This window comes from Bacillus sp. AP50, assembly GCF_040492675.1.
Taxonomy (GTDB): domain Bacteria; phylum Bacillota; class Bacilli; order Bacillales; family Bacillaceae_G; genus Bacillus_A; species Bacillus_A cereus.
Window position 1 is genome coordinate 26,411 of sequence record NZ_JBEUTW010000146.1, and the last position, 24,127, is coordinate 50,537.

The following is a 24,127-nucleotide window of genomic DNA, read 5'->3' on the forward strand; positions in this document are numbered from 1 at the left end:
TCTTCCCCATAATCCGCTATAATAAGAGTGTAACTTACATAAAAGGAGCGATTGTACATGCCATACGTAACAGTGAAAATGCTAGAAGGACGCACAGAAGAACAAAAGAAAGCTCTTGCTGAGAAAGTAACAGCAGCAGTAAGCGAAACAACTGGTGCTCCTGAAGAAAACATCGTTGTTTTCATCGAAGAAATGTCTAAAAACCATTATGCAGTTGGCGGAAAACGCTTAAGTGACAAATAATTTCAAGTTTTTTCATAAGAAGCAGCCATTAGCTGCTTCTTATTTCTTTCCTTCTAACAACTCAATAATTCTCTCTTTATATTTTCCTTTTCTTCCATCTTCATAGATTAAATCATGTGGATAGAATAGCTTTTGATCCGTTCTTTTCTTACCTGTAATCGCCTCAACAATATCTGACTCACGTGAAAGCTCTCTAAGCTCTCCGTTTGGCATAAGAAGTAGGATTGGTAGACGCTCTTCTTCTTCTCCTGCACGATAAAAGTCATACGGTAAGTCTGATGTTGAATCAACTACTAAATAATACTCCGGATCAAGTCCAATCTTTTTAAATAAACTACTTAATTCCATCCAATTATCTAAACCGTGTTTATCTGTAAACTCTACATATTTAAATAGATTTCGATTCATAAAACGGCGGCATAAATCGCTTAAAATTGAATCTTCTTCTTCCTGCCATACTTGGAAGTAGTAATACATAACGTTCTCGTCTAACTTTAAATAATCCTCTACTGTTACTTCTTCTTCAAATAAAGAATAGAAATGAACAGGATGATTTTTAAATGTATAATACTTCTCGTGCAGTGATTTCGCACGGTGTAAAATCTTCGTTAAAATAACTTCTGCACTTCGCGTTACCGGGTGGAAATATACTTGCCAATACATTTGATAACGACTCATAATGTAATGCTCAACAGCATGCATACCACTATTTTTAATGACTACTTGATTCCCATACGGACGCATTACACGCAGTATACGTTCCATATCGAAGTTTCCGTACTTTACGCCTGTAAAATAAGCATCTCTTAATAAATAATCCATACGATCCGCATCAATTTGGCTCGAAATCATACTAATCGCTAATTTATTAGTAGATGTTTTTGCAATTACATCTGCTACCTTTTGTGGAAACTCCTTATCAACACGACTTAATACATCATTAATCTCCGTATCGCCTACGATAATCTTTTGCGTAAATTTCTCATGATCTAATGAAAATACTTTTTCAAACGAGTGAGAAAATGGGCCGTGACCGACATCATGAAGTAATGCCGCACATAAACATAACAATCTATCTTCAGCATTCCAATTTGGTCTGCCATCAAACACATCATCAATCATACGACGAATAATTTCGTATACACCTAACGAATGAGTAAAGCGACTATGCTCTGCACCGTGAAATGTAAAAAATGTCGTTCCAAGCTGCTTAATACGGCGCAAGCGTTGAAATTCTTTCGTTCCGATTAAATCCCAAATAACACGATCACGCACGTGCACATATTTATGTACTGGGTCTTTAAACACTTTTGTTTCGCTGAGTTTGTCGTTTAAATATACCACTTTTCGACATCCCCCTTTCTTTACTACATTCTTACTTTATATTATAAACGAAATGAGAAACAGAAAGAAATGAAAGACTGTATTAATTCCCTTTATAAAAAGAAAAAATCACCTTTACCGAAGTAAAAGTGATTTCCTTTATACATTATTTACCTAAAACGAATTCAGCAACTTCGTCTAAGATCATATCTTTCCCTAGTGGGAAGTAACCTTTGTTTAAGTCTTCATTTTTAATTGTAAATACGTGGTTATTTTTAACAGCGTTCATGTTTTTCCAAATTGATTCTTCTTGGAATTCTTTTAAGCGCTGAGAACCGTCACCAGTTGTAAATACGAATAAGTAATCTGGGTTGTAATCGATTAAAGCTTCTTTTTGTACTTGTACTAACGGTTTATCAGTTGGTGTACCTTTAACTGCTGGTAGTTTTAAATCATTAAAGATTACGCTACCGTAACCGTAATCACCATATACGCGGAAAGCATTTGGATATGCAGCCATTTTCATAAATGTTGCTTCACCAGTTTTAGCGACGATTTTGTCATGTAATTTGCTTGCTTTTTCATCATACTTTTTGAACCATTCTTTTGTTTCTTTTTCTTTACCGAAGATTTGACCTACTTCTTCGAATTTTGGACGCCATTGATCTAATGGAGTGTTTAACATAACTGTTGGTGCAATTTTAGATAATTGATCATAAATCTTTTCTTGACGATTATTTACAAGAATTAAATCTGGTTTTGCAGCAGCTACTGCTTCAATGTTAATTTTATCGCCCCAAGCAGAACCAACTGGTTTAACGTCTTTTAGTTTCTTTTCAATATGTGCATCAATTTTTTCTTGAGATGTATTAGCAGTAATAACCGGTTTCATACCGAAAATTAATAATTCTTCTGTTGAACCACTAAGGTCAGCAATTTTCTTTGGGTTTGCAGGAATTTTAATTTCCCCTTTTGCATGTTTTACAGTGCGCTCTTCAGTCTTTGCATCTGCTTTCTTTTCTTCTTCTTTGTTAGAACAAGCTGCAAATAGTACAGAAGTCACAACTAGTACCATTGCTAATAGTGCCATTTTAAAATTCTTCATGTTCCCACTCCTTCTAGCTGTATTTATCTTATAAGTTACAATGAACTATAAGAAACAAATATAACAGTTAATTAATATATATTTATTAATTGTTGTTAACAACCCATTCTAACGGGCGTTCAACTTCCCATTCTTATATAAGAAGCTCAACGTCCATTAGAATTCCCCCTCTTCAAGAGGGGGTTCTACTTATGCTTTTTTACGCAATTGATTACTAATCATCGCTAAATCATATGTTAAACAAATTGGCTTACAGTTTACTGGACATGGAACGATTTGAGCTTCAATCTCAAATACGTTACGAAGTGTTTCACTTGTCATAACTTCATCTGGCGTTCCTTGTTTCATTAACTTACCTGCTTTTAATGCAATCATATGATCAGAGAAACGAGAAGCGTGGTTTAAGTCATGGATAACCATAACAATCGTTCTACCTTCTTCTTCATTTAACTTTTTCAATAAGTTTAATACTTCTAATTGATGAGCCATATCTAAGTACGTTGTTGGTTCATCCAATACAAGTAATTCTGTTCCTTGTGCAAGAGCCATTGCGATCCAAACACGTTGACGTTGGCCACCTGATAGCGCTTCTGCTGGACGATTCGCAAATTCTTTCATTCCTGTCACTTCAAGTGCCCAGTTAATGTAGCGATAATCCTCTTCTTTCAACGTGCCAAACCCTTTTTGATGAGGGAATCTTCCATATGACACAAGCTCAAATACAGTAAGACCCGTTGGCACTTCTGCAGTTTGTGGTAAAATCGCCATTTTCTTTGCAATTTCTTTCGTTGGCTGTTTCTCAATTGCTTTTCCGTCGAGATAAACAGTACCTTGCTTTGCCTTCAAAATACGAGACGCCGTTTTTAATAATGTGGACTTCCCACAACCATTTGGTCCAATAATTGTTGTAATTTTCCCTTCCGGAATTTCAACTGTTAACCCGTCAATAATTAAACCTTCATTATAGCCAACAGATACCGCATCCACCGCTAAAGTTGCCATACGAAAAGCCTCCCTTTATTTTGTCCTCATAAGTAAATAAATGAAATATGGTGCACCAATTACAGAAATAACAAGACCGACTGGTATTTCTGAAGTTGTTAATACACTTCTTGAAATTACGTCTGCGAATAAAAGTAAAAACGTTCCTATTAGCGCAGCGGTGGGCAACATAATTTGATGTTTACCACCAACAAGGCGCCTTGCTAAATGCGGGGCCATTAAACCGATAAAGCCAATTCCGCCCGCAACAGCAACAGATGCACCTGCTAAACAAACTGCAATAAATAATAATTTACGTCTTTCTTTTTCTACGTTTACACCAAGGCCAACTGCTGTAGAATCGCCTAGGTTCATTACATTTAATATGTGTGCTTTACTTATAGCAAGCGGTAAGAAAATAACCATCCATGGAAGTACACTTAATACGAATTTCCAATCTGTACCCCATAGACTTCCCGCCAGCCAAATCGTAGCAAAACGAAAATCGTTAGATGTCATCTTCATAGAGAAAATTAAACTAACAGCTCCAAATCCAGCTGCAACGGCAATACCGACAAGTATTAATCGAGTCGATGAAACGCCGTCTTTCCATGCTAGTAAATAAATAATTACCGCTGCTAATATCGCTCCAACTAGTGCGAAGAATGGAAGAATGAATACAGATAAAAATGTACCAGTCCCTACTTTCCCGAAGAAGAAGTAGACGAATATAACAACTGTTAATCCCGCTCCAGCATTAATACCTATAATACCTGGATCAGCAAGCGGATTTCGTGATAAACCTTGCAAAATCGCACCTGACATAGCTAAAGCAGATCCGACTAGTATAGCAATTACCATACGCGGCATACGGAATTCAAATAAAATAACAGACTGATCTTCAGCCCCTAGTCCAACCAATGACTTTAATACGTCCATTGGCGGGATTTTAAAAGTTCCTGTATTTAAACTAATAAGAAATATAGAAACGATTAGTCCTACTAAAATCATTAATATAGAAATGTTCTTTTTTGTTAAGACACTCGTCCTCACATCTTTCCTCTCCCTTCATTACGTGCTAAGTAGAGGAAGAATGGAACCCCAATTAGCGCTGTAATTGCTCCAATTGGCGTTTCAAATGGCGGGTTAATAACGCGAGATAACATATCTGCACATTCAATTAACAGCCCGCCTAAGACCGCAGAACATGGAATAACCCATCTATAGTCCGAGCCTACAAGAAAACGAGTCATATGCGGAATTACAAGACCAACAAATCCAACTGATCCTGCCATGGAAACTGCGGAACCCGTTAAAACAAGAACAAGTACTGTTCCGATAAATTTAATTAATGTCGTATTTTGACCAAGTCCAATTGCAATTTCTTCACCGAAGCTCAAAATTGTAATATATCTCGACATCATAATTGCGATAAAAAGACAAACAAGGCCAATTGGCACTAACATATTAATACTTTGCCATTTCACTCCAGCAACCCCGCCTGCATTCCACATGCTTACCTCTTGGGCAAGATTGAAATACAATGCGATTCCAGATGAAATTGCCCCTAATAAAGCACTAATAGCTGCACCTGCTAAAGCTAATTTCACAGGTGTTAATCCACCTGGTGAAGAAGACCCAATTCCATATACAATGCTTGCACCAAACGCAGCTCCAATAAAAGATGCGATAACAAACATTAAATAAGGTGAATTAGGAAAAAATGCATACATAATTGCAATTCCAAATACAGCCCCATCTGTAATCCCCATTAACGATGGTGAAGCAAGTGGATTTCGCGTCATACCTTGCATAATTGCTCCTGATACCGCTAAAAAGGCACCTGCAACTACGCCCCCTATTGCTCTAGGCATGCGAAGCTCTTGAATTACATTATGATGTGTAATAGATCCATCAAACTGAAATACAGCTTGCCATACAGTCTTTAAACTAATATCTGCAGCCCCAAAAGAAATAGAAACTGCCATGCTTAAAGCTAACAAAACTGTACCCGCTACTAAAATAATAGAAGCGATAAGCGGTCTGCTCTTAATCTCTTTAACATTCTCTTCTTGCTGTTCTATACTGCTTGCGCTCGCTTCCATCCCTCAACCATCCTAACTAACAACATATATTTATTGAAATGAAATTTATTCTCAAATAGTAATAAAAAAATTAGGTGAATTGTTATTTTCCTGATAATGATTCTCAGAATCAGACACTTCTATTCTACCTATCGCTTTAAAAGACTGTCAACCATTATTTTGAAATATAAATTTATACAAATTGGAATTTTAATACAAAAGTTGTGTCTATCCTTTAGAAAACGTTCGTCCACACAAGAGTACTTTCGCAGAATAAATTATTCCTCTTATGGGCATAAAAAAGAAGAGTAATCTTTTCACTCTTCTTTTTCTTACTTATTTAACTTTGCTTCAATTTTTGCGATTAACTCATCTTCTGTTGGAGCCGCAACTGGACGGTTATTTACAAATGCGAATGATTTTTTACGACCAGGACCACAGTAAGACTGACATCCAACTTCAATCGTTGCACATGAATCTACTTTTTTTAACTTCGGAACTAACGTTTTAACGTTCGTTGCCTGACAGTCATCGCACACGCGAAACTCGTTTCCCATTATATAACACTTCCTCTATTTTAAACTTTTCTCAAGTACGTTTAAAAATAAACACTAAATGGTATTTTACCGCTCTTTGAAGCTCGTTGCAAGTTTCCCTACAAAGCCTATTCTCTACATAATGCTACATATTTTATATCCTCTCCTACAGAAGCGCTCACCATTCATGGGAAAATTTTTACCTTTCATCGAAATCTACCATATTTTTAAAAGCTTTGTATAAAAGTTTATTTTTTTGCCCATTATAAAAATAGGAAGTTCATAAAAAGAAAGGGAGTTGAATCTATGAAAGTAAGACAAGATGCTTGGACAGATGAGGATGATTTATTACTTGCTGAAACGGTACTTCGTCATGTTAGAGAAGGAAGTACGCAATTAAATGCATTTGAGGAAGTAGGGGATCAGTTAAATCGTACATCTGCTGCTTGTGGTTTCCGCTGGAATGCTGTTGTTCGCTATAGCTATGAACAAGCTCTTCAACTAGCAAAAAAACATCGTAAAGATAAAATGCGTGCTGCAAGCGGTGAACAAGCGAAAAAACGTTTACTTTATACACCACCAGCTTCAGATTCGATAACTGATTATGAAGAATTAGTACAAGAAGAATCAATCGTACAATATAAAGAAGCTATTCCATATCAAGAATCTACTGCTCCTGCTGCAAGAAGCTCTATGACAATGCAAGATGTTATTTATTTTTTACAAACAGTCGGATCTTCAAATATAAAAGTGACAGCTCTTGAAAACGAGAATACGAGATTGAAACAAGAAATTAAAGCACAAATCCTTCGAAATGAGGAACTAGAAAAGAAACTAGAAAAATTAGAAAAGCAATCTCATACTGTACAAGAAGATTACGAAACACTTATGAACATTATGAACCGAGCTCGTAAATTGGCAGTCATGGATGACGAAGAACGTTCTCAAACATCTTTCCGAATGGACCGAAACGGTAATTTAGAAAAAATTGCAGAATAAAAAGGATGCATGTAATGCATCCTTTTTATTATTTCACCTCTAAGCTCCCCCTTTATATGTGAGAAAACTCCATTCTTCATTTTTTGCTATAATAGAGATTGTCATTTTAAAGATAAGGGGTTAGTTATATGAGCAATTCCCGTTCCATTTTATCTCAGCCAGAGTGGCGCATTGTAGATCAATCTAGTTTGGGACCAACATTCCATGCACTTCAGTCATTCGCAATGGATGACACATTATGCACAAGCATTGGAAATGGCAAGTCAGCCGCAACAATGCGTTCTTGGGTTCATCACAATACAATTGTCCTTGGCATTCAAGATTCACGCCTTCCGCATTTAGAAGAAGGTATTTCTTTTTTAAAACAAAACAACTTCAATGTTATTGTCCGTAATTCTGGCGGGCTTGCGGTCGTGCTTGATGAAGGTGTTTTAAACGTATCACTTTTATTCCAAGAAACAGAAAAAGGTATCGATATTGACCTTGGATACGATACAATGTGGCATTTGATTAAGGAGATGTTAAAGGATTACGACGTTACTATCGAGGCAAAAGAAATTGTCGGCTCTTACTGTCCTGGTAGTTATGACTTAAGTATTCGCGATCAAAAATTTGCTGGTATTTCACAACGTCGTATTCGCGGAGGTGTCGCTGTCCAAATCTATCTCTGCGCTACCGGAAGTGGCTCTGAGCGTGCCGCACTCGTTCGTGATTTCTACAACCTAGCAATTCAAGGGGAAGAAACACGCTTTACGTACCCTGAAATTGTACCAAGTACGATGGCCTCACTCTCAGAATTACTTGGTGAAACCATTACAGTACAAGATTTAATGATGCGTCTTTTAAAAACATTGCAGCAATTCGCTCCAAAGTTAACACCATCTCAATTAACAATAGATGAGATTCCTTTATATGAGACGAATTTACAACGTATTATTGATCGTAATAATAAAGCACTTGGTTTAGAAAAATAAAGACCGTCGCTATAATAGCGACGGTCTTTATTTCAATTCATTATAGAATTAAAGTGCTTGAGCTGCTGTAATTAAAGCTAACTTGTACACTTCTTCTTCGTTACATCCACGAGATAGGTCATTTACAGGCATGTTTAAGCCTTGTAAGATTGGTCCTACTGCTTCGAAGTTACCTAAACGTTGAGCGATTTTGTAGCCGATATTACCAGCTTCTAAGCTTGGGAATACGAATACGTTAGCATCACCTTTAATTGTAGAACCTGGAGCTTTTTTCTCAGCTACAGATGGTACGAATGCAGCATCGAATTGGAATTCTCCATCTAAAGTTAACTCAGGAGCCATTTCTTTTGCAATGCGAGTTGCTTCTACAACTTTTTCTGTTTCTGGAGATTTCGCAGAACCTTTTGTAGAGAAGCTTAACATAGCAACGCGTGGATCAATGCCGAATAACTCAGCAGTTTTCGCACTTTCGATACCGATTTCAGCTAAATCTTGGCTGTTTGGTGCAATGTTAATTGCGCAATCAGCGAATACATATTTCTCTTCTTCACGTACCATGATGAATACGCCAGAAGTTTTTGTAACGCCTGGTTTTGTTTTAATAATTTGAAGTGCTGGACGAACTGTATCAGCTGTAGAGTGAGCTGCACCACTTACTAGACCGTGTGCTTTGCCCATGTATACAAGCATTGTACCGAAGTAGTTTTCGTCTTTAAGGATTTTGCGAGCGTCTTCTTCAGTTGCTTTACCTTTACGGCGTTCAACGAAAGATGCTACCATTGCATCCATTTCTTCGTATGTAGCTGGGTCGTAAATATCAACGCCTGCTAATGTTAAATTCATGCTAGCAGCTTTTGCGCTAATTTCTTCTCTATTACCAACTAAGATTGGTTTTACTAACTCTTCTTTTGCTAAACGCTCTGCAGCGCCTAAAATTCTTTCATCAGTTCCTTCAGGAAGTACGATAGAAATGCCTTTTCCTTGAACTTTTTCTTTTACTGTTGTAAATAAGTTGCTCACGAATAAACCCTCCTACATATGTTAAAAAAACTCTATCTTTAAGAATACTGCTTTTCTTCTATATTTTAAACTTATAGCTCCCAAAAAATAGATAAAATAAAAATGATTATATTTTCATAAAATTCAGCCGTTAAATTCACCTTGCTTAAACACTTAAATGTGACAATTTTATGCGCCAAGGTTTTATATAGATGATTTTAAAACTATATATGCTATAGTTAACGTGTAAAACTATCATTAACTGAGGTGAATAGAATGAGTGAAGCAACAACAACGTTAGATGGCTGGTATTGTTTACATGATTTACGTTCTATTGATTGGGCTGCATGGAAAACATTATCTAGCGACGAACGCGGACAAGCAGTGTCTGAATTTTTAAATGTCGTTGAAAAATGGAACGAAGTAGCTACTGCGAAAAAAGGTAGTCACGCAATGTATACAGTTGTTGGCCAAAAAGCTGATATTATGCTTATGATTTTACGTCCAACAATGGAAGAGTTAAATGAAATTGAGACAGAATTGAATAAAACAACTTTAGCTGAATATATGGTTCCTGCATATTCTTACGTATCTGTTGTTGAATTAAGCAACTATCTTCCAGCTGATGAGGATCCATACCAAAACCCGCAAATTTTAGCTCGCTTATATCCTGAATTGCCGAAAGCAAATCATATTTGCTTCTATCCAATGGATAAGCGTCGCCAAGGTGATGACAACTGGTACATGCTTCCTATGGAAGAGCGTAAAAAAATGATGTACAGTCATAGTAAAATTGGCCGTCAATACGCAGGTAAAGTACGCCAAGTGATTTCAGGATCTGTCGGATTCGACGATTTCGAATGGGGCGTAACATTATTCGCTGACGATGTTCTTCAATTTAAAAAACTTATATATGAAATGCGCTTCGATGAAGTAAGTGCTCGTTATGGTGAATTTGGAACATTCTTCGTTGGAAACATTTTACCAGACGAAAAAGTAGAGAAATTTTTACACATATAAATGGTGAAAAGGAACGAAATTCGTTCCTTTTTTTATTCTTCTCTATATTTATCCTCAAAAATCCCCTTTTTTCTGCACTTTTGAAGAAAAACCGACATTTTTTCAAATTTATTGTAAAATTGTAACCTTTTTATATGTAAAGATATGCTAAAATGATACGAGCTATATGCTAAATAACGATGCGAAGGTGATAATCTATATGAAAAAAATTTTGTCTATTTTACTATTGCTTGTATTGTCAATTTCTTCCTTAGGAGTAACAACATCCCATGCGGAAGAAAAAATACATATTGAGGCAGCCGCTGCACTTTTATTTGATGCAGATACAGGAAAAATACTTCACGAGCAAAATCCAGATGAATTGCTAGCTATTGCTAGTATGTCGAAATTAATTGTTGTTTACGCTGTTTTAGAAGCAATTAAAGAAGGAAAAATCACATGGGATACGAAAGTAAATATTTCTGATTACGCTTATGAAGTCTCTCGTAATAATGAATTCTCTAATGTACCGTTCGAAAAAGGACGTCAATATACTGTAAAAGAATTATATCATTCTATTGTTATATTCTCTGCAAATGGATCTAGTATCGCTTTAGCAGAACTTCTTGCAGGAAGTGAGAAAAACTTCTTAAATCTTGCAAATGAACATGCTAAAAAGCTAGGATTAAAGAAATATAAATTTGTAAACGCTACGGGCTTAAATAACGCTGACTTAAAAGGAAAACATCCTGAGGGTACTGATCCAAATGCAGAAAACTCTATGTCAGCTCGTGATATGGGTATGCTTTCAAAAGCAATGATTACAAAGTATCCAGAAATGCTAGAGGATACAAAACAAAGATTTAGAAACTTCCCAGACAATCACCCAAAACCAATTCGTATGGAAAACTGGAATTGGATGTTACCAGGAGCTGCTTTCGCTTATGAAGGTACTGATGGTTTAAAAACTGGAAGTTCTGATACAGCTGGATACGGATTTACTATTACTGCTAAACGTGGTGATGTACGTCTTATCTCGGTTATTATTAAAACAAAATCAATGGATGAACGTTTCACAGAATCTCGTGAATTAATCGAATATGGATTTAATAACTTTGAAAAACAAAAACTAAAAGTTAATAAGAACAATACAATCTCTGTAGTAAAAGGGAAAGAAGACCAAGTAACTGTTGCACCCGAAAAAGAAATAACAGTAATTGCGAAAAAAGGTAGCAAAGAACCTTATAAAATTGGGACTGAATTAGATAAATCTCTTGCTGAAGATGGACATTTAGTTGCTCCTATTAAGAAAGATGCCAAAGTAGGCTCAATTACTTTAGAATCAACTGATAAATATGGTTTCTTAGACGGTAGTAAAAGTATGAAAGTTACTGCAAAAACGACAGAGGAAGTTGAAAAAGCAAATTGGTTTGTGTTAACAATGCGCTCTATTGGTAATTTCTTCTCAAACTTATGGTCTAAAGTTTTTTAATAAAAAAGCTGGCTCACGCTAGCTTTTTTTTATTTTCCACTCTCAATGTAAAACTTCGTTTGGTTGTCATATCTGAGCCCTTTTCCTCATACGTATGAACTAGTAATTGTTACACACTTCATCTAGAGATAAACCTCTTTCCAAAAGGTATTCCAAAAAGAGAGGTGACACATAATGGGAGTTATTGCTTATAACGAAGAAGATGTAAAGTTGTTAGCTAGACTGATGCGTGCTGAAGCCGAAGGAGAAGGACAACAAGGAATGTTAATGGTCGGAAACGTTGGGGTAAATCGTGTCCGCGGAAATTGTTTAGACTTTAAAAGCATTCGTAATTTACGTCAAATGGTTTATCAAAACCCCGGCGGTTTTGAAGCAACGCAAAAAGGATACTTTTATCAACGGGCACGTGAACAAGATATTGCCCTAGCAAGACGGACCATTCAAGGGCAACGTTTTTGGCCTGCCAACTTTGCCTTATGGTTCTTTAGACCTGAAGGGGCATGTCCACCAACTTGGTATAACCAACAAAACTCTGGTCGCTTTAAAAAGCACTGCTTCTTCCAGCCATCTGCTGGAGACTGCCCTAGCGTATATTAAGGAATAAAAATGAGGAGGGATTTTTGAATGGCACAGCAACAAAATCCGTACTATGGAACAGGTTTTTATCAACCATCTGGAACTTATGTACAACCGCAACAAATGACTCAACAACAGCAGCAAGCGATGCAACAACAAACAGCTCAAGCTGCGCAAGCTCAATATGCAATTTCTCAAGGCATGTTACCTCTAGAGCAATCCTATATTGAAAATATCCTTCGTTTAAACAAAGGTAAGCAAGCTACGGTTGTAATGACTTATGAACGTGGCAGTTCCCTTGGTACACAATCTTATACAGGTATTATTGAAGCAGCTGGCCGTGACCATATTGTTATTAGTGAACCGCAATCAGGAAAACGCTATTTACTACTAATGATCTACTTAGATTACGTAGAGTTTCCAGAAGAAATTACGTATTTACCTAGTCAACAAGCAACTTATACTCCAAGACCATAAAAAAAGCTGGCAAATGCCAGCTTTTGTTTTTTTATAATCCTTTTACAACTGCAGTCCCTACTAGAATCCACGCCACAATAAACGCTACACCACCAAGAGGTGTAATTGGACCAAAGAACTTAATGCCTGTCGTACTTAATGCATACAAACTACCTGAGAACATAATAATTCCAGCTACCATTAGCCAACCAGCAGTAGTTAAAAGTGATGATTGAACCTTATCCATCAATAAAGCAACTACGAATAGTCCACCTGCATGAAACATTTGATATGTAACGCCTGTTTTCCAAACTTCTAACATTTTTGCAGAAATTTTATTTTCTAAACCGTGTGCTCCAAAGGCCCCTAACGCAACAGATAGCCCCGCTGCAATACAACCTAGTAAAAAGAAAATTTTCATCTTAATTCCCCTTTTTTACCTTTATCATAAGCAATTTTTGCATATAAGCCAAACGATTTATCTTCTAAAAATCAAATAAAGAATTACCGTTTGCATCACTTTCTTTTATATATACTGGCTCCCCAGAAACAGGTGCAATTGGTTGCATAGTTGTTACTGGTTGTGATCCAATTACTTGCGATTGAATTTTCGGTTCTCTATATGTAGATGTTTCAACTTGTTCATCTAATAATAAGTCACATAAAGCACGCACAACTAATAAATGTTCTTTTGACTTTTGTCCTTCACTACTTTTTGCCTTCGCAATTTCATTCGCCATTTTATTTAAAATCTTGTCGCTAGATATTTGCATTCCTTATCACCTCGTACTTTGTAATTCTTTCTCGAATTGTCCCAATTTTTCTACTGAACCAAATACTATTATCATATCACGTTCTTTCAATTTTTCCTGCCCCGCCGGATTATGTATAATATTCCCATTTCTTGAAATCGCTAATATTGTTACATCAAACTGATTCCTTACATTACTCTCTAGTAACGATTTACCAACTAATATTGAATCTTTTCCAACTAGAATTTCTTCAATGACAAATGACTGTTCTACTCCATACAACACTGTATCAATATAATGAACGGTTAATGGATTTGCAATACCTTTTGCGATATGAATACCCGCCATACTAGATGGATTAATAACCTTATTTGCACCAGCACGCCTTAATTTCTCTTCAGTTTCTGGCTTTTCAGATCTCGCCACAATTTTAATCGTATCGTTTAACCCTCTTGCTGTTAATGTAATAAATACATTTTCGGCATCATTTGCAACAATAGCAACTAAACCAGCTGCTTTTAAAATTCCGGCATTATGTAATACTTGATCTTCCGTTGCATCTCCATGTACAAATAAAAGCTTTTCCTGCTCCAATATACTTTCATCTTTATCAACAACGACAAATGGAATATTCTTTTCTTGCAATTCATGTACAACTTGAAGCCCCACTCTACCGCAACCACATACTATAATATGATTTTTCAACTGCGCTATTTGTTTATCCATCTTCTTCCTCCGTACTGCATGAAATAAATTCCCTTCAATAATCATAGCTGCCACTACCCCAATTGCATACGTAACAATACCTACGCCAACAGGAATAATAAGAAGCGCAAATACTTTCCCCGTTTGCGTTACAGGAACGGCATCTCCGTATCCAACAGTCAATACAGTAATCATTGTCATCCAAAATGCTTGAAACAAACTAATCTCTTCAATCGTCATAAATCCTATCGTTCCTAGAATTACAACAAAAGTCATACATATAACTGCTATCCATAATTGCTTACGTGCATTCATACTGTGTTTCAACTCTTTTCTCTATCTACAATCTTTGCCAGTGGAAATAAAATACGTATATACTAGATACGGAATCTATGAAAGAGGTTGATATAATGAAGACATTTCTTTCCGCCTTACAATGGGCACTATTTATTTTAGCTGGAAGCCTTATTGTACCAATTAGTGTCGCAACTAGTTATGGTCTTAATGGCGCTGAAGCCATCGCATTTGTACAAAGAACATTATTTGTTCTAGGTTTTGCTGGTCTCTTGCAAGCTATATTTGGGCATAAACTTCCTATTCAAGAAGGTCCTGCTGGCCTTTGGTGGGGAATTTTCTCCCTTTACGCAAGTTTAGGCGTCGTACTATTTGGATCAAATAATGAGACACTTAAAGTTCTTCAATATGCTTTCTTATTAAGTGGTATTATTTGTATTATTCTTAGCGTTTTTGGACTTATTGATAAACTCGTTCGCTATTTTACACCGACAGTCATTGGAACGTATTTATTTCTTCTTGTCGCGCAGCTTAGTGGCTCCTTCTTAAAGGGAATGTTTGGCCTTGATGGAAAACATACAGAAGTACAACCTAACGTATTTATTCTTTCACTCATTGTTATTTTACTATCCTTTTTCATCATGAAGCTACCTATTATTGGACAATATTCCGTTCTTTTCAGTATCGTATGCGGCTGGATATTATTCGCATGCTTCGGATTATCTAATCCAATAACACCAGTGACAGACATAATCCGTTTTCCATCCTTATTTGTTTTCGGAATGCCTCGTGTTGAATGGAACATGGTAATTACGGTCATTTTCGTTACGCTCTTACTTCTAACAAATATGTTAGCAAGTATTCGCGTTGTACAAAAGGTTGTCTCTAAATATGAAGAAAACGCTGCATCAGATCGTTTTAAACAAGCTGGCATTATAACAGGAATCAACCAATTGCTAGGCGGCCTATTTTCAGCTATTGGGCCTGTCGCTATTTCTGGATCAGCAGGTTTTATTGCAACGACTAATATTTATAAACGTCTCCCGTTTATATTAGGGTCAAGCTTTATTATTGTCGTTAGTATATTTCCAAAGATTACTTCATTCTTTGCAGCAATCCCTGTTGCAGTTGGTTATGCCGCTATTTATCCTGTATTCGCAAGCATGATTGGCCTCGCCTTTCGAGAATACGAAACTGTCCAGGATAAAGAACGATTATTTAAAGTAGCCGGTCTTTCAATCTTTACGGGAGTCGGAGTTATGTTTGTTCCAGCAGGAGCATATTCCACACTTCCACCATTTCTAGCATCGTTTTTAAGTAATGGTCTCGTTCTTGGATCTGTAATGGCAATCTTGCTAGAAATACTATTTTCTCGTTCCACAGCAAAACAAATATCTTAAATTGGAAAACTTCCATTATTGCACTCTACCTTTAGAGTTGTTACGATAAAATCAAACTTTAATCATTGGGGTTTTATTCATCCCCAATGATTATTAACCAATATTATGAGCAACACACTCATAATAATTTATCTACTTCTTTTCAAAGAGGTTTGATGTCTTACTATTATTCCTCAATCTCTTCATGAACATGTATTTTGATTTCAATTAAAGAAAGGAATTTTCTATATGACTTATAAAATGATTGTTTTAGATTTAGATGATACTTTATTACGTGATGACCATACTATTTCACCTCGTACGAAAGAAGCGTTAATGACTGCACAAGAGCAAGGCGTAAAGGTTGTACTTGCTTCTGGACGTCCAACGTTCGGTATGCGCAATGTAGCGAAAGAACTTCGTTTAGAAGAATACGGCAGTTTCATTTTATCTTTTAATGGTGCAAAAATTATTAACTGTAAAACAAACGAAGAAATCTTTAGTAGTACACTATCTCCTGAAATCGTTCACAACCTATTTGAAATTAGTCAAACTGAAGATGTATGGATTCATACTTATATGGGCGATGATATCGTAACGGAAGAAAATAATCCTTATACTGAAATTGAGGGCGATATTACTGGTATGCCAATTGTTGTAGTAGATGACTTTAAAGCTGCAGTTAAAGAGCCTGTAGTAAAAGTATTAATGAATAAAGAAGCTGAACGCCTTGTTGAAGTTGAAAAAAAACTACAAAAACAGCTAGAAGGCCAATTAAGCGTGATGCGTTCGAAACCATTCTTCTTAGAATTTACTGAAGCTGGTGTTACAAAAGGAACGAGCTTAAACAAACTGATCCAAAAGCTTGGCATTAAGCGTGAAGAAGTTATCGCAATGGGCGATAGCTATAACGACCAAGCGATGATTGAATTTGCTGGTCTTGGCGTTGCAATGGGCAATGCACCTGATGATATTAAAGAAATTGCAAACTACGTAACAGATACAAATATGAACGATGGTGTTGCAAAAGTTGTAGAGAAATTCGTTTTAAAAACGGATGTACTTGTTTAATATTTTCATTCACAAAACCTATTTGAAGTCAAATACTTCAAATAGGTTTTTATTTAAATTCTCATGCTTTTGTGACTATATTTTGAACTTTGCACTATTCTCGTAGTGTAAACTTTCTTTTTGTATATAATGAAACAAAATAGACTATTTTATTTTGAAAAAGAATACAAATTTACTATATACAAGCATACGTTAAAGGAGGCTACTTTATGTTATCTACACCAATCGGACGATTAAGAGCAATTGGACTAGTTGAGGGTATTTCTTTCCTATTACTATTATTTGTAGCAATGCCATTGAAATATTTCGCAGGATTTGCAACAGCTGTTAAAATTACAGGCATGGCTCATGGTGTTCTATTTATTCTATTCATCTTTGCAGTAATTCAAGTAACAATCGTACACCGTAAATCAATTTTATGGGCACTTGGAGCATTTGTTTCATCAGTTATCCCATTTGGCACTTTTGTACTAGATGCAAAATTAAAGAACGAGCAACAATAATAATAAAAAGGTAGTTAACGACTGTTAACTACCTTTTCTATTTATAAATTTGGAATTTCCCAATCAATTTCTCTTTCGCCCATATTAGCTAAAATCGTATTTACTTTAGAATATGGCTTACTACCAAAGAAACCACGTCTTGCCGATAATGGGCTTGGATGTACAGATTCGATAATATGATGATTCGGATTCGTAATTAACTTCTTCTTCGCCTGCGCATGGCGCCCCCACAATATGAAAATAACTGGCTTTTCACGTTCATTCAACAGTTCAATTACACGATCTGTAAAGTGCTCCCATCCTTTTCCCTTATGAGAATTTGCTTCGCCTTGACGAACTGTTAATACGGTATTTAGTAATAATACTCCTTGTTCCGCCCATTTTACTAAATAACCGTTATTCGGGATTTCATAACCATATTCATCTCGAAGTTCTTTATACATATTTAACAATGACGGTGGTGTTTTAACACCAGGTTGCACAGAAAAGCTTAAACCATGCGCTTGATTCGGTCCATGATATGGATCTTGTCCTAAAATAACAACCTTTGTATTTTCATAACTTGTATACTGAAGAGCGTTAAAAATATCTTCTACCTTCGGATAAACAACATGCGTGCTGTATTCTTCTGTCAAAAAACTGGATAGAGTAAGATAATACTCTTTCTCGAATTCTGGTGCCAATAGTGGCTCCCAATCATTCTTTAAAACATTTTCCATACTGTCACTTCCTGTCTAATTAATTCACCATATCCTGTCTTGTAAATACTACGAACGAAATAACAAGAGAAACAACTGCCCAAACAGTTAAATTCATCAAAGAAAATCCCATCGATAAACCTTGTAATGCAGGTAATTTTCCTGATAAATAATCCGTTAATGATAAATTCACACTAAAAATATATTTGGCGCCTTCCCAAGATGTTGCGAACGAGCTTAAAATACCGCCTGCAATTAATGCAGCTAGCATAACGCCCATACCAGCTGGTGTATTACGAATTAAAACAGAGACCATAAATGATATAGTTCCGACAACGATAGCAACAAACCATGCTAGTCCATACGCCATTAAGATGTATTGCCACTGCGGAATAAGATGCACAAAGTTCGTATTTAGCGTTTCCTTATCAATAACAAATCCTGTTAAAACAGGTAAATTCCATCCCGAGTATCCAAATACAAGCCCTGATAATATGTAAGCAAACAAACCTACAAGAAACAGTATGAGCGAAATGAAAAATAACATCGTCACGTATTTACTAAGGAGTATTTTCCAACGCCGAATTGGCCGCGTAAGTAACATCTTCATCGTCCCATCACTTCGTTCTCCTGAAACGATATCAATGGCTACAATCATTACAAGAAGCGGAATAAATAATGTAATTCCTTGTTCAATAAATGCTCTGACAAAAGTCGGTGCACCCGGTGCCATCGGATTAATATCATGATCTAAATAATATTGTTGTTGCTCAACTCTTACCTTTAACCAATCACGCCATTCTTCTGGCAACCTAGAATTGTTCAACCGGTTCTGAGAATCAACAATTTGCTGTTGCAATGAAACCTTCCAATCAGTTGTACCGAGTCTTTTTTGTGTCGTTTCTATTTCACGATACTGCGCATACACAAAAAGCGGGATCAAGATTGCTAAAATAAGCATGACAACAAAAATACGTTTCTTGCGGTAAATCTTTTCTGATTCATTTAAAACTAGATTCGCAAATTCACGCATGCTGCTCACCCCTTGTGAGTTCAATAAATAAATCTTCTAGCGTAAATACAAGCTCCTTAACGCTATGTACATCTATTTCATTTTCGACAAAGTGTTTATTCCAACTACTTATAGATGCAATATCCATGCGGCATAGTAATCGATCGCCTTCTACACTCACTTCCCTTACTTCTTCGGCCGCTTCTAGCATATCTTTCGCCTTAGAAATTGGTGTAACAATCCATTCTACACGATCACTTGCTGTTTTAATTAATTCTTCAACCTTGGCAACTGTTATCATTTTTCCTTTATGAATAATAGCAACGCGATCGCATATCATTTGCACTTCACTTAGCAAGTGACTTGAAATAAACACGCTCATATTTTCTTCTTTTACAAGCTTATGTATAAATTCCCTAAGTTCTCTAATCCCTGCTGGATCTAAACCATTCGTTGGCTCATCTAATATGAGCAATTTCGGATTCCCAAGGAGCGCCTGCGCAATTCCAAGGCGTTGTTTCATACCAAGTGAGTACGTTTTTACCTTGTCATGAATTCTTTCATCTAAATGAACCATTTCAGCAATTTCAATAATACGTTCATCTGATATATCACCTAACATACGAGCAAATTGCTTTAAATTTTCCCATCCCGTTAAATATGTATACAACTCTGGGTTTTCAACGATACTCCCAATTTGACGCATCGCTTCTCTGAAATTTTCCTTAATCGAATAACCACCAATAGAAATCGTACCTTCTGTCGCCTTAATCAATCCGACTAACATTCGAATGGTAGTCGTCTTTCCAGCACCATTTGGTCCTAAGAACCCGAACACTTCTCCTTGCTTTACATCAAAGGAAATATTCTCTACAAGAGTCTTCTTTCCAATTACCTTCTTCAAATCTCGTACGGAAAGTATCGTCGTCATTTTACCCCTCCTTGTTCTAGTTTTAATTTACTTACAACATTTTGAACTAAACGTTCTGCCATATACGTATAACCTACTTCGTTCGGATGAAAATGATCAGAGTATAATAAATCTTTCCCACGGTTTTGGAATAAATCAAATGTCGGTGTAATATACACATTTTTATCGTTTAGCGCTAACTTCTCTAAAGATGCATTCCAGTCCACAACAATGTTTGAAGACCCTTTTAAATCTTCTACATCTTCAAAAGGATTGTATAAACCAAGCCAAAAAATCGGACTATCTGTATTTAATTTACGAATTTCTTCTATAATTTTCTTTGCTTCATTTTGAAACGTTTCTGTGTCAGGACGATACGTCTCTAAATCTATTTTCCCAAGCGATTCCCAGCCTGGGAACAAATCATTCCCACCAATCGTTAACACGATTACATCTGCTTGCTTAATTGAATATTGAGCGCCATTACTTTCAATTTGTTTTAATAAATCGGGCATTTTTGCACCACTAACTGCTAAATTTGTTAATGCAATTTTTTGCTTATAATCTTTTTGTAAATCCTCTTTCATTCGCCCAACATAGCCAATTCCTTCTTTATCACCAACGCCACGCGTTAATGAATCACCTAAACTAACGATTTGTAACGTTCCCGTTTTCTTTTTCTCTTTTGCCACTACATCGGTCTTTTTAATTAAATTTGAAGCTTTCGGATTTAATACATCATTTACACCTGAAACAAAGCCATATGCAAATAAACAGAAAGATGCAATTGTAATGAGTAGAATTACTTTTACTACTTTTGATCTCATATCAAAACCCCTTTTAGCCCTCATAGATTGTCCATAATTATACCAAACGAAATTTTGAAAAGCGATTTTCACACCTTCTCAATTACGTCGTTTCTCTATTTACTAACTCTGGTAATAACTCTATATGCTTCACATCTAATTTCTCTTCATTAATCTTTTCATATAATAATTCAAACGCTTTTACTCCAACGTTTTTACTAGAATGCGAAATCGTCGTTATACCCAATATATCTGCCACCTCTTGATCATCACACCCGATAATCGTAATATCCTCTGGAATACGAATTCCTTGTTTTTTTGCTTCTGTAACCATCCCCGCTGCAATATGGTTACAAGATACAAGGAACGCCGTCGGTTTTACTGACATATGAGCCCATTCTCTAATTACATTGCGTCCATCTTCCACTGTAAAACAACCCTCAAATTTCCAGGTCTCTAACGGTGTTACGATACTCTGTTGAAGCGAATCTTCATATGCCTTCTTTCGTCTTTGGCTATTAACACTATTACTTCTTCCAATACAATATCCAATATGTGTATGACCGGCATCTATTAAGCTTTTCATCCCAAGTGAAAATACTTTGTAGTAATCGATATGGACACTTGAAATACATTTTGAATCTATTTCTTCACACATAACAATCGGGCCGAATTTTGTATATTCTTCAAGCTTCTCCTTACTATTTGCCCGAGAACAAATAATAACCCCATCAAGCTTTTTCATTTTTAACATATTTAAAATTTCTAGTTCTCTTTCTTCGCTATAATTCGTCTGGCAAAGCATCATATTATAATTATTCTTTGCTGTCTCTTTTGATATCCCCTCGATAATAGCGCTATAATATTGATCATTTACGTGTGGCAATAAAACGCCAATTACATTCGTTTTTCCTTTCACTAAATGAATTGCATTCACATTTTGCGTGTAATTTAATTCTTCTATAATCGCTAAAATTTCTTTTCGTTTCTGTTCATTTACGTACGGATGATTATTTAGTACACGTGAAACAGTTGAAACAGATACTCCAGCAAGTTCAGCAATCTTTCTTATATTTGTCATCTCATTTTCCCCTTCTCACAAAAATTCTCCCTTGACCTGGTAAGCTTTCCACAATATATCCTTTCCTAGCAAATACATTTAGAAAGGATATACAACTATGCTTCGATTCAAATTAGAATATATATTTTTCATTGGCGGTTTACTCATTCTTGCCATCGGTATTAATATGATGACGACAATTACTTCCTTTGGACTTAGCCCTTATGATTCCTTCTTTATTGCACTATATCAAAATTTTGGCATAAGTATTGGTTTTTGGATTTTCATGATTAACTTTGCTTTTACACTTATCGTACTCTTTTGGAATAAAAAACAAATTACAATCGGTACAATTGTAACGATGGTTCTTATTTCTCTTTTTGTTGATTGGATTGGTTCCATTACAACTATTATGGACGCTATCCGCTCTCTTCCAAAATATATAACACTTATTTGCGGAAATCTATTCGTTGGAGCTGGAATTGGTCTTTACGTCTCTACAAACCTTTGCGCAGCGCCTCAAGAAGCTTTCGTTTTAACGGTTGCTGAGAAGAAAAAATGGACGTTTAGAAGAACAGAGATTTCATTAGCCTTTTTATTTTTAACGTTAAGCTTTTTATTAGACGGACCTATCTATTTTGGAACAATCATCTTATCCTTTACAACAGGCTGGATTATCCAAGCATTTATTCAAGTTGGTACGCAGATTTTAAATAGAAAAGAGCCTATTAAGCAAGCTGCTTAATAGGCTCTTTCTGTTTTATGGTAAGGATACTACTTAGCATCCCCTTCAATTCGATAGTTCGCTTTCAAACAATCTATTTCTTCATACCCTTGCAACGTATGTAGAATATAATCATAATCAGCAAGAGACGCACGATGCGTTACAATTACAATTTCAGCCTTTCCTTTCTCTTCAAGCGGCATTTGAATAATTTTCTCAAAGCTAACTCCGCGCTCAGAGAACAATGAAGTAATTTTTGCAAATACACCAATTTCGTCTTTTACATGCAGTCTTAAAAACTTTTTCACGACAATTTCGTCTGGCTCTTTTAATACTTTTTGATATTGTGGGACTACAGCACTATTTCCTGTTACCCCTAATCTAATATTTTGCATTACAGCAACTAAATCCGAAACAACAGCTGTCGCTGTTGGTAAACTTCCTGCGCCTGGTCCATAAAACATCGTTTCCCCAACTGCTTCACCATACACATACACAGCGTTATATTCATTTTGTACTGCCGCAAGAGGATGTGTATTTGGAAGTAAAGTTGGTTCAACTGTAACCTCCAATTTTTCACCATCTCGTTTTGCAAGACCGATTAATTTAATTGTATAACCTAAGCTCTTACTATATTCAATATCTTCCTCTGTAATAGAGGTAATCCCTTTTACTTTCACGTCTCCAAGCTCTACATTTGTAGAGAAACCGAGAGTAGCTAAAATCGTCATTTTTCTTGCTGCATCTAAACCTTCTACATCTGATGTTGGATCTGCTTCTGCAAATCCAAGTTGTTGGGCTTCTTTTAACACGTCGTTATATGCTCTCCCTTCGTCTGACATTTTCGTCAAAATAAAATTTGTCGTTCCATTTACAATTCCCATTACTTTCGTAATAAGATCTGAGGAAAGTCCTTCTACGATACTGCGTAAAATTGGAATTCCCCCTGCCACACTCGCCTCATAGAATAAATCAGCCTTATTATCTTTTGCTGTCGCTAATAATTCAGCTCCATGTAATGCCATTAAGTCTTTATTTGCAGTTACAATATGCTTTCCGCTTTTTAAAGCTTGTAAAATATATGATTTTGCATCATCAATGCCACCCATCACTTCAATGACAACATCAATATTTGGATTATCTAAAATTTCATTTGCATCTTGTGTTAATAGAGTAGAAGGTACCTCTACCTCTCTCTCTTTCTCAATGTTTTGCACTAATACTTTCGTTACCTTCACTGGACAACCTACTTGGTGTATGAGTCGTTCTTGATGATCCGTAATAATACGAACCACACCACTGCCAACTGTCCCAAGACCTAATAACCCAACTTGAATTTCTTTCATAGTACTGTCCACCCCTCAAAAATTGTGTTTAGATGAAATTATATGAGTAAAAAATCTGAAAAACAATGTATTTTGAACATTCGGAAAAATAAAGGTTAAT

27 protein-coding genes are annotated in these 24,127 nt (G+C 36.0%); 11 read left to right on the top strand and 16 right to left on the bottom strand.

Going from position 1 to position 24,127, the window contains the following annotated elements:
• The first annotated feature begins 57 nt into the window (after positions 1-57).
• On the top strand, positions 58-243 hold the full coding sequence (locus ABWK52_RS12835; protein WP_001147171.1) for a 2-hydroxymuconate tautomerase: 186 nt from the start codon (positions 58-60) through the stop codon (positions 241-243).
• A 39-nt stretch (positions 244-282) separates the two neighbouring features.
• Here the strand turns inward: ABWK52_RS12835 and ABWK52_RS12840 are convergent, their stop codons facing one another.
• The 6 genes from ABWK52_RS12840 to ABWK52_RS12865 all read right to left on the bottom strand — a co-directional run bounded on the left by ABWK52_RS12840 (position 283) and on the right by ABWK52_RS12865 (position 6,293).
• Entirely contained in the window at positions 283-1,587 is a 1,305-nt protein-coding gene (locus tag ABWK52_RS12840; protein ID WP_000262731.1) for an HD domain-containing protein, read from the bottom strand.
• Between the two features lie 145 nt (positions 1,588-1,732).
• Positions 1,733-2,671, bottom strand: coding sequence for an ABC transporter substrate-binding protein (locus ABWK52_RS12845; protein ID WP_000787724.1), 939 nt, complete (start codon positions 2,669-2,671; stop codon positions 1,733-1,735).
• Between the two features lie 189 nt (positions 2,672-2,860).
• Positions 2,861-3,673: an ABC transporter ATP-binding protein gene (locus tag ABWK52_RS12850; RefSeq protein WP_000212068.1), complete on the bottom strand. Its 813-nt coding sequence runs from the start codon at positions 3,671-3,673 to the stop codon at positions 2,861-2,863.
• Positions 3,674-3,688: 15 nt separating this feature from the next.
• Positions 3,689-4,705 (bottom strand): FecCD family ABC transporter permease, encoded by a 1,017-nt coding sequence (locus tag ABWK52_RS12855; protein ID WP_098507833.1) that lies wholly within the window; start codon positions 4,703-4,705, stop codon positions 3,689-3,691.
• Positions 4,702-5,757 carry a FecCD family ABC transporter permease gene (locus ABWK52_RS12860; protein ID WP_000388296.1) on the bottom strand — a complete coding sequence of 352 codons (1,056 nt, stop codon included), beginning with the start codon at positions 5,755-5,757 and terminating at the stop codon, positions 4,702-4,704. The genes ABWK52_RS12855 and ABWK52_RS12860 overlap by 4 nt, the downstream gene beginning before the upstream one ends.
• A 311-nt stretch (positions 5,758-6,068) precedes the next feature.
• Complete coding sequence (locus tag ABWK52_RS12865) at positions 6,069-6,293, bottom strand: DUF1450 domain-containing protein (protein ID WP_000526078.1); 225 nt, start codon at positions 6,291-6,293, stop codon at positions 6,069-6,071.
• 285 nt (positions 6,294-6,578) lie between these two features.
• Here ABWK52_RS12865 and ABWK52_RS12870 point away from each other — a divergent pair, with 285 nt between their 5' ends.
• Both ABWK52_RS12870 and ABWK52_RS12875 read left to right on the top strand, forming a co-directional pair.
• On the top strand, positions 6,579-7,271 hold the full coding sequence (locus ABWK52_RS12870; protein ID WP_000868358.1) for an RsfA family transcriptional regulator: 693 nt from the start codon (positions 6,579-6,581) through the stop codon (positions 7,269-7,271).
• Between the two features lie 128 nt (positions 7,272-7,399).
• Entirely contained in the window at positions 7,400-8,245 is an 846-nt protein-coding gene (locus ABWK52_RS12875) for a lipoate--protein ligase family protein (RefSeq protein ID WP_000071949.1), read from the top strand.
• A gap of 48 nt (positions 8,246-8,293) precedes the next feature.
• Here the strand turns inward: ABWK52_RS12875 and pta are convergent, their stop codons facing one another.
• Positions 8,294-9,265: a phosphate acetyltransferase gene (pta, locus tag ABWK52_RS12880; protein ID WP_000067225.1), complete on the bottom strand. Its 972-nt coding sequence runs from the start codon at positions 9,263-9,265 to the stop codon at positions 8,294-8,296.
• A gap of 255 nt (positions 9,266-9,520) precedes the next feature.
• Here pta and hemQ point away from each other — a divergent pair, with 255 nt between their 5' ends.
• From hemQ to gerQ, 4 genes are all read left to right on the top strand, one after another.
• Positions 9,521-10,264, top strand: coding sequence for a hydrogen peroxide-dependent heme synthase (hemQ, locus tag ABWK52_RS12885; protein ID WP_001287595.1), 744 nt, complete (start codon positions 9,521-9,523; stop codon positions 10,262-10,264).
• Positions 10,265-10,463: 199 nt separating this feature from the next.
• On the top strand, positions 10,464-11,735 hold the full coding sequence (locus ABWK52_RS12890; protein WP_098541777.1) for a serine hydrolase: 1,272 nt from the start codon (positions 10,464-10,466) through the stop codon (positions 11,733-11,735).
• A gap of 174 nt (positions 11,736-11,909) precedes the next feature.
• Entirely contained in the window at positions 11,910-12,332 is a 423-nt protein-coding gene (gene cwlJ / locus ABWK52_RS12895) for a cell wall hydrolase CwlJ (RefSeq protein WP_000538167.1), read from the top strand.
• Between the two features lie 27 nt (positions 12,333-12,359).
• The gene (gene gerQ, locus ABWK52_RS12900; RefSeq protein WP_000068652.1) at positions 12,360-12,788 is read left to right on the top strand and encodes a spore coat protein GerQ; all 429 of its coding nucleotides are present in this window, start codon (positions 12,360-12,362) and stop codon (positions 12,786-12,788) included.
• A 31-nt stretch (positions 12,789-12,819) separates the two neighbouring features.
• Here gerQ and ABWK52_RS12905 read toward each other — a convergent pair whose 3' ends face one another.
• The 3 genes from ABWK52_RS12905 to ABWK52_RS12915 form a co-directional block, all read right to left on the bottom strand.
• Positions 12,820-13,188 (bottom strand): DUF423 domain-containing protein, encoded by a 369-nt coding sequence (locus ABWK52_RS12905; protein WP_000688315.1) that lies wholly within the window; start codon positions 13,186-13,188, stop codon positions 12,820-12,822.
• A gap of 64 nt (positions 13,189-13,252) precedes the next feature.
• Positions 13,253-13,540: a YwdI family protein gene (locus ABWK52_RS12910; protein WP_001167349.1), complete on the bottom strand. Its 288-nt coding sequence runs from the start codon at positions 13,538-13,540 to the stop codon at positions 13,253-13,255.
• Positions 13,541-13,546: 6 nt separating this feature from the next.
• Positions 13,547-14,539, bottom strand: a complete 993-nt coding sequence (locus tag ABWK52_RS12915) for a potassium channel family protein (protein WP_000993988.1) — start codon at positions 14,537-14,539, stop codon at positions 13,547-13,549.
• Positions 14,540-14,634: 95 nt separating this feature from the next.
• Between ABWK52_RS12915 and ABWK52_RS12920 the strand changes: the two genes are divergently transcribed.
• From ABWK52_RS12920 to ABWK52_RS12930, 3 genes are all read left to right on the top strand, one after another.
• Positions 14,635-15,918, top strand: a complete 1,284-nt coding sequence (locus ABWK52_RS12920) for a purine/pyrimidine permease (RefSeq protein ID WP_000847044.1) — start codon at positions 14,635-14,637, stop codon at positions 15,916-15,918.
• A 228-nt stretch (positions 15,919-16,146) separates the two neighbouring features.
• The gene (locus tag ABWK52_RS12925; protein ID WP_000221395.1) at positions 16,147-16,968 is read left to right on the top strand and encodes a Cof-type HAD-IIB family hydrolase; all 822 of its coding nucleotides are present in this window, start codon (positions 16,147-16,149) and stop codon (positions 16,966-16,968) included.
• Between the two features lie 209 nt (positions 16,969-17,177).
• Positions 17,178-17,471 carry a DUF3817 domain-containing protein gene (locus ABWK52_RS12930; protein ID WP_000953396.1) on the top strand — a complete coding sequence of 98 codons (294 nt, stop codon included), beginning with the start codon at positions 17,178-17,180 and terminating at the stop codon, positions 17,469-17,471.
• Positions 17,472-17,512: 41 nt separating this feature from the next.
• Here the strand turns inward: ABWK52_RS12930 and ABWK52_RS12935 are convergent, their stop codons facing one another.
• Genes ABWK52_RS12935 through ABWK52_RS12955 form a run of 5 tightly spaced genes read right to left on the bottom strand, consistent with a single transcriptional unit; the run spans position 17,513 to position 21,978 of the window.
• Positions 17,513-18,190, bottom strand: coding sequence for a uracil-DNA glycosylase (locus ABWK52_RS12935; protein ID WP_000432520.1), 678 nt, complete (start codon positions 18,188-18,190; stop codon positions 17,513-17,515).
• A gap of 19 nt (positions 18,191-18,209) precedes the next feature.
• Positions 18,210-19,202, bottom strand: coding sequence for an ABC transporter permease subunit (locus ABWK52_RS12940; protein WP_001206477.1), 993 nt, complete (start codon positions 19,200-19,202; stop codon positions 18,210-18,212).
• A complete protein-coding gene (locus ABWK52_RS12945) occupies positions 19,195-20,112 on the bottom strand; it encodes an ABC transporter ATP-binding protein (protein ID WP_000207719.1) in 918 nt (305 codons plus the stop codon). The genes ABWK52_RS12940 and ABWK52_RS12945 overlap by 8 nt, the downstream gene beginning before the upstream one ends.
• Positions 20,109-20,990, bottom strand: coding sequence for an SGNH/GDSL hydrolase family protein (locus tag ABWK52_RS12950; protein ID WP_002022849.1), 882 nt, complete (start codon positions 20,988-20,990; stop codon positions 20,109-20,111). The genes ABWK52_RS12945 and ABWK52_RS12950 overlap by 4 nt, the downstream gene beginning before the upstream one ends.
• 10 nt (positions 20,991-21,000) lie before the next feature.
• The gene (locus ABWK52_RS12955; protein WP_000181959.1) at positions 21,001-21,978 is read right to left on the bottom strand and encodes a LacI family DNA-binding transcriptional regulator; all 978 of its coding nucleotides are present in this window, start codon (positions 21,976-21,978) and stop codon (positions 21,001-21,003) included.
• Positions 21,979-22,075: 97 nt separating this feature from the next.
• Here ABWK52_RS12955 and ABWK52_RS12960 point away from each other — a divergent pair, with 97 nt between their 5' ends.
• Positions 22,076-22,702 carry a YczE/YyaS/YitT family protein gene (locus ABWK52_RS12960; RefSeq protein ID WP_000943411.1) on the top strand — a complete coding sequence of 209 codons (627 nt, stop codon included), beginning with the start codon at positions 22,076-22,078 and terminating at the stop codon, positions 22,700-22,702.
• Between the two features lie 29 nt (positions 22,703-22,731).
• Here ABWK52_RS12960 and ABWK52_RS12965 read toward each other — a convergent pair whose 3' ends face one another.
• A complete protein-coding gene (locus ABWK52_RS12965; RefSeq protein WP_000659107.1) occupies positions 22,732-24,027 on the bottom strand; it encodes a homoserine dehydrogenase in 1,296 nt (431 codons plus the stop codon).
• Between the last annotated feature and the right edge of the window lie 100 nt (positions 24,028-24,127).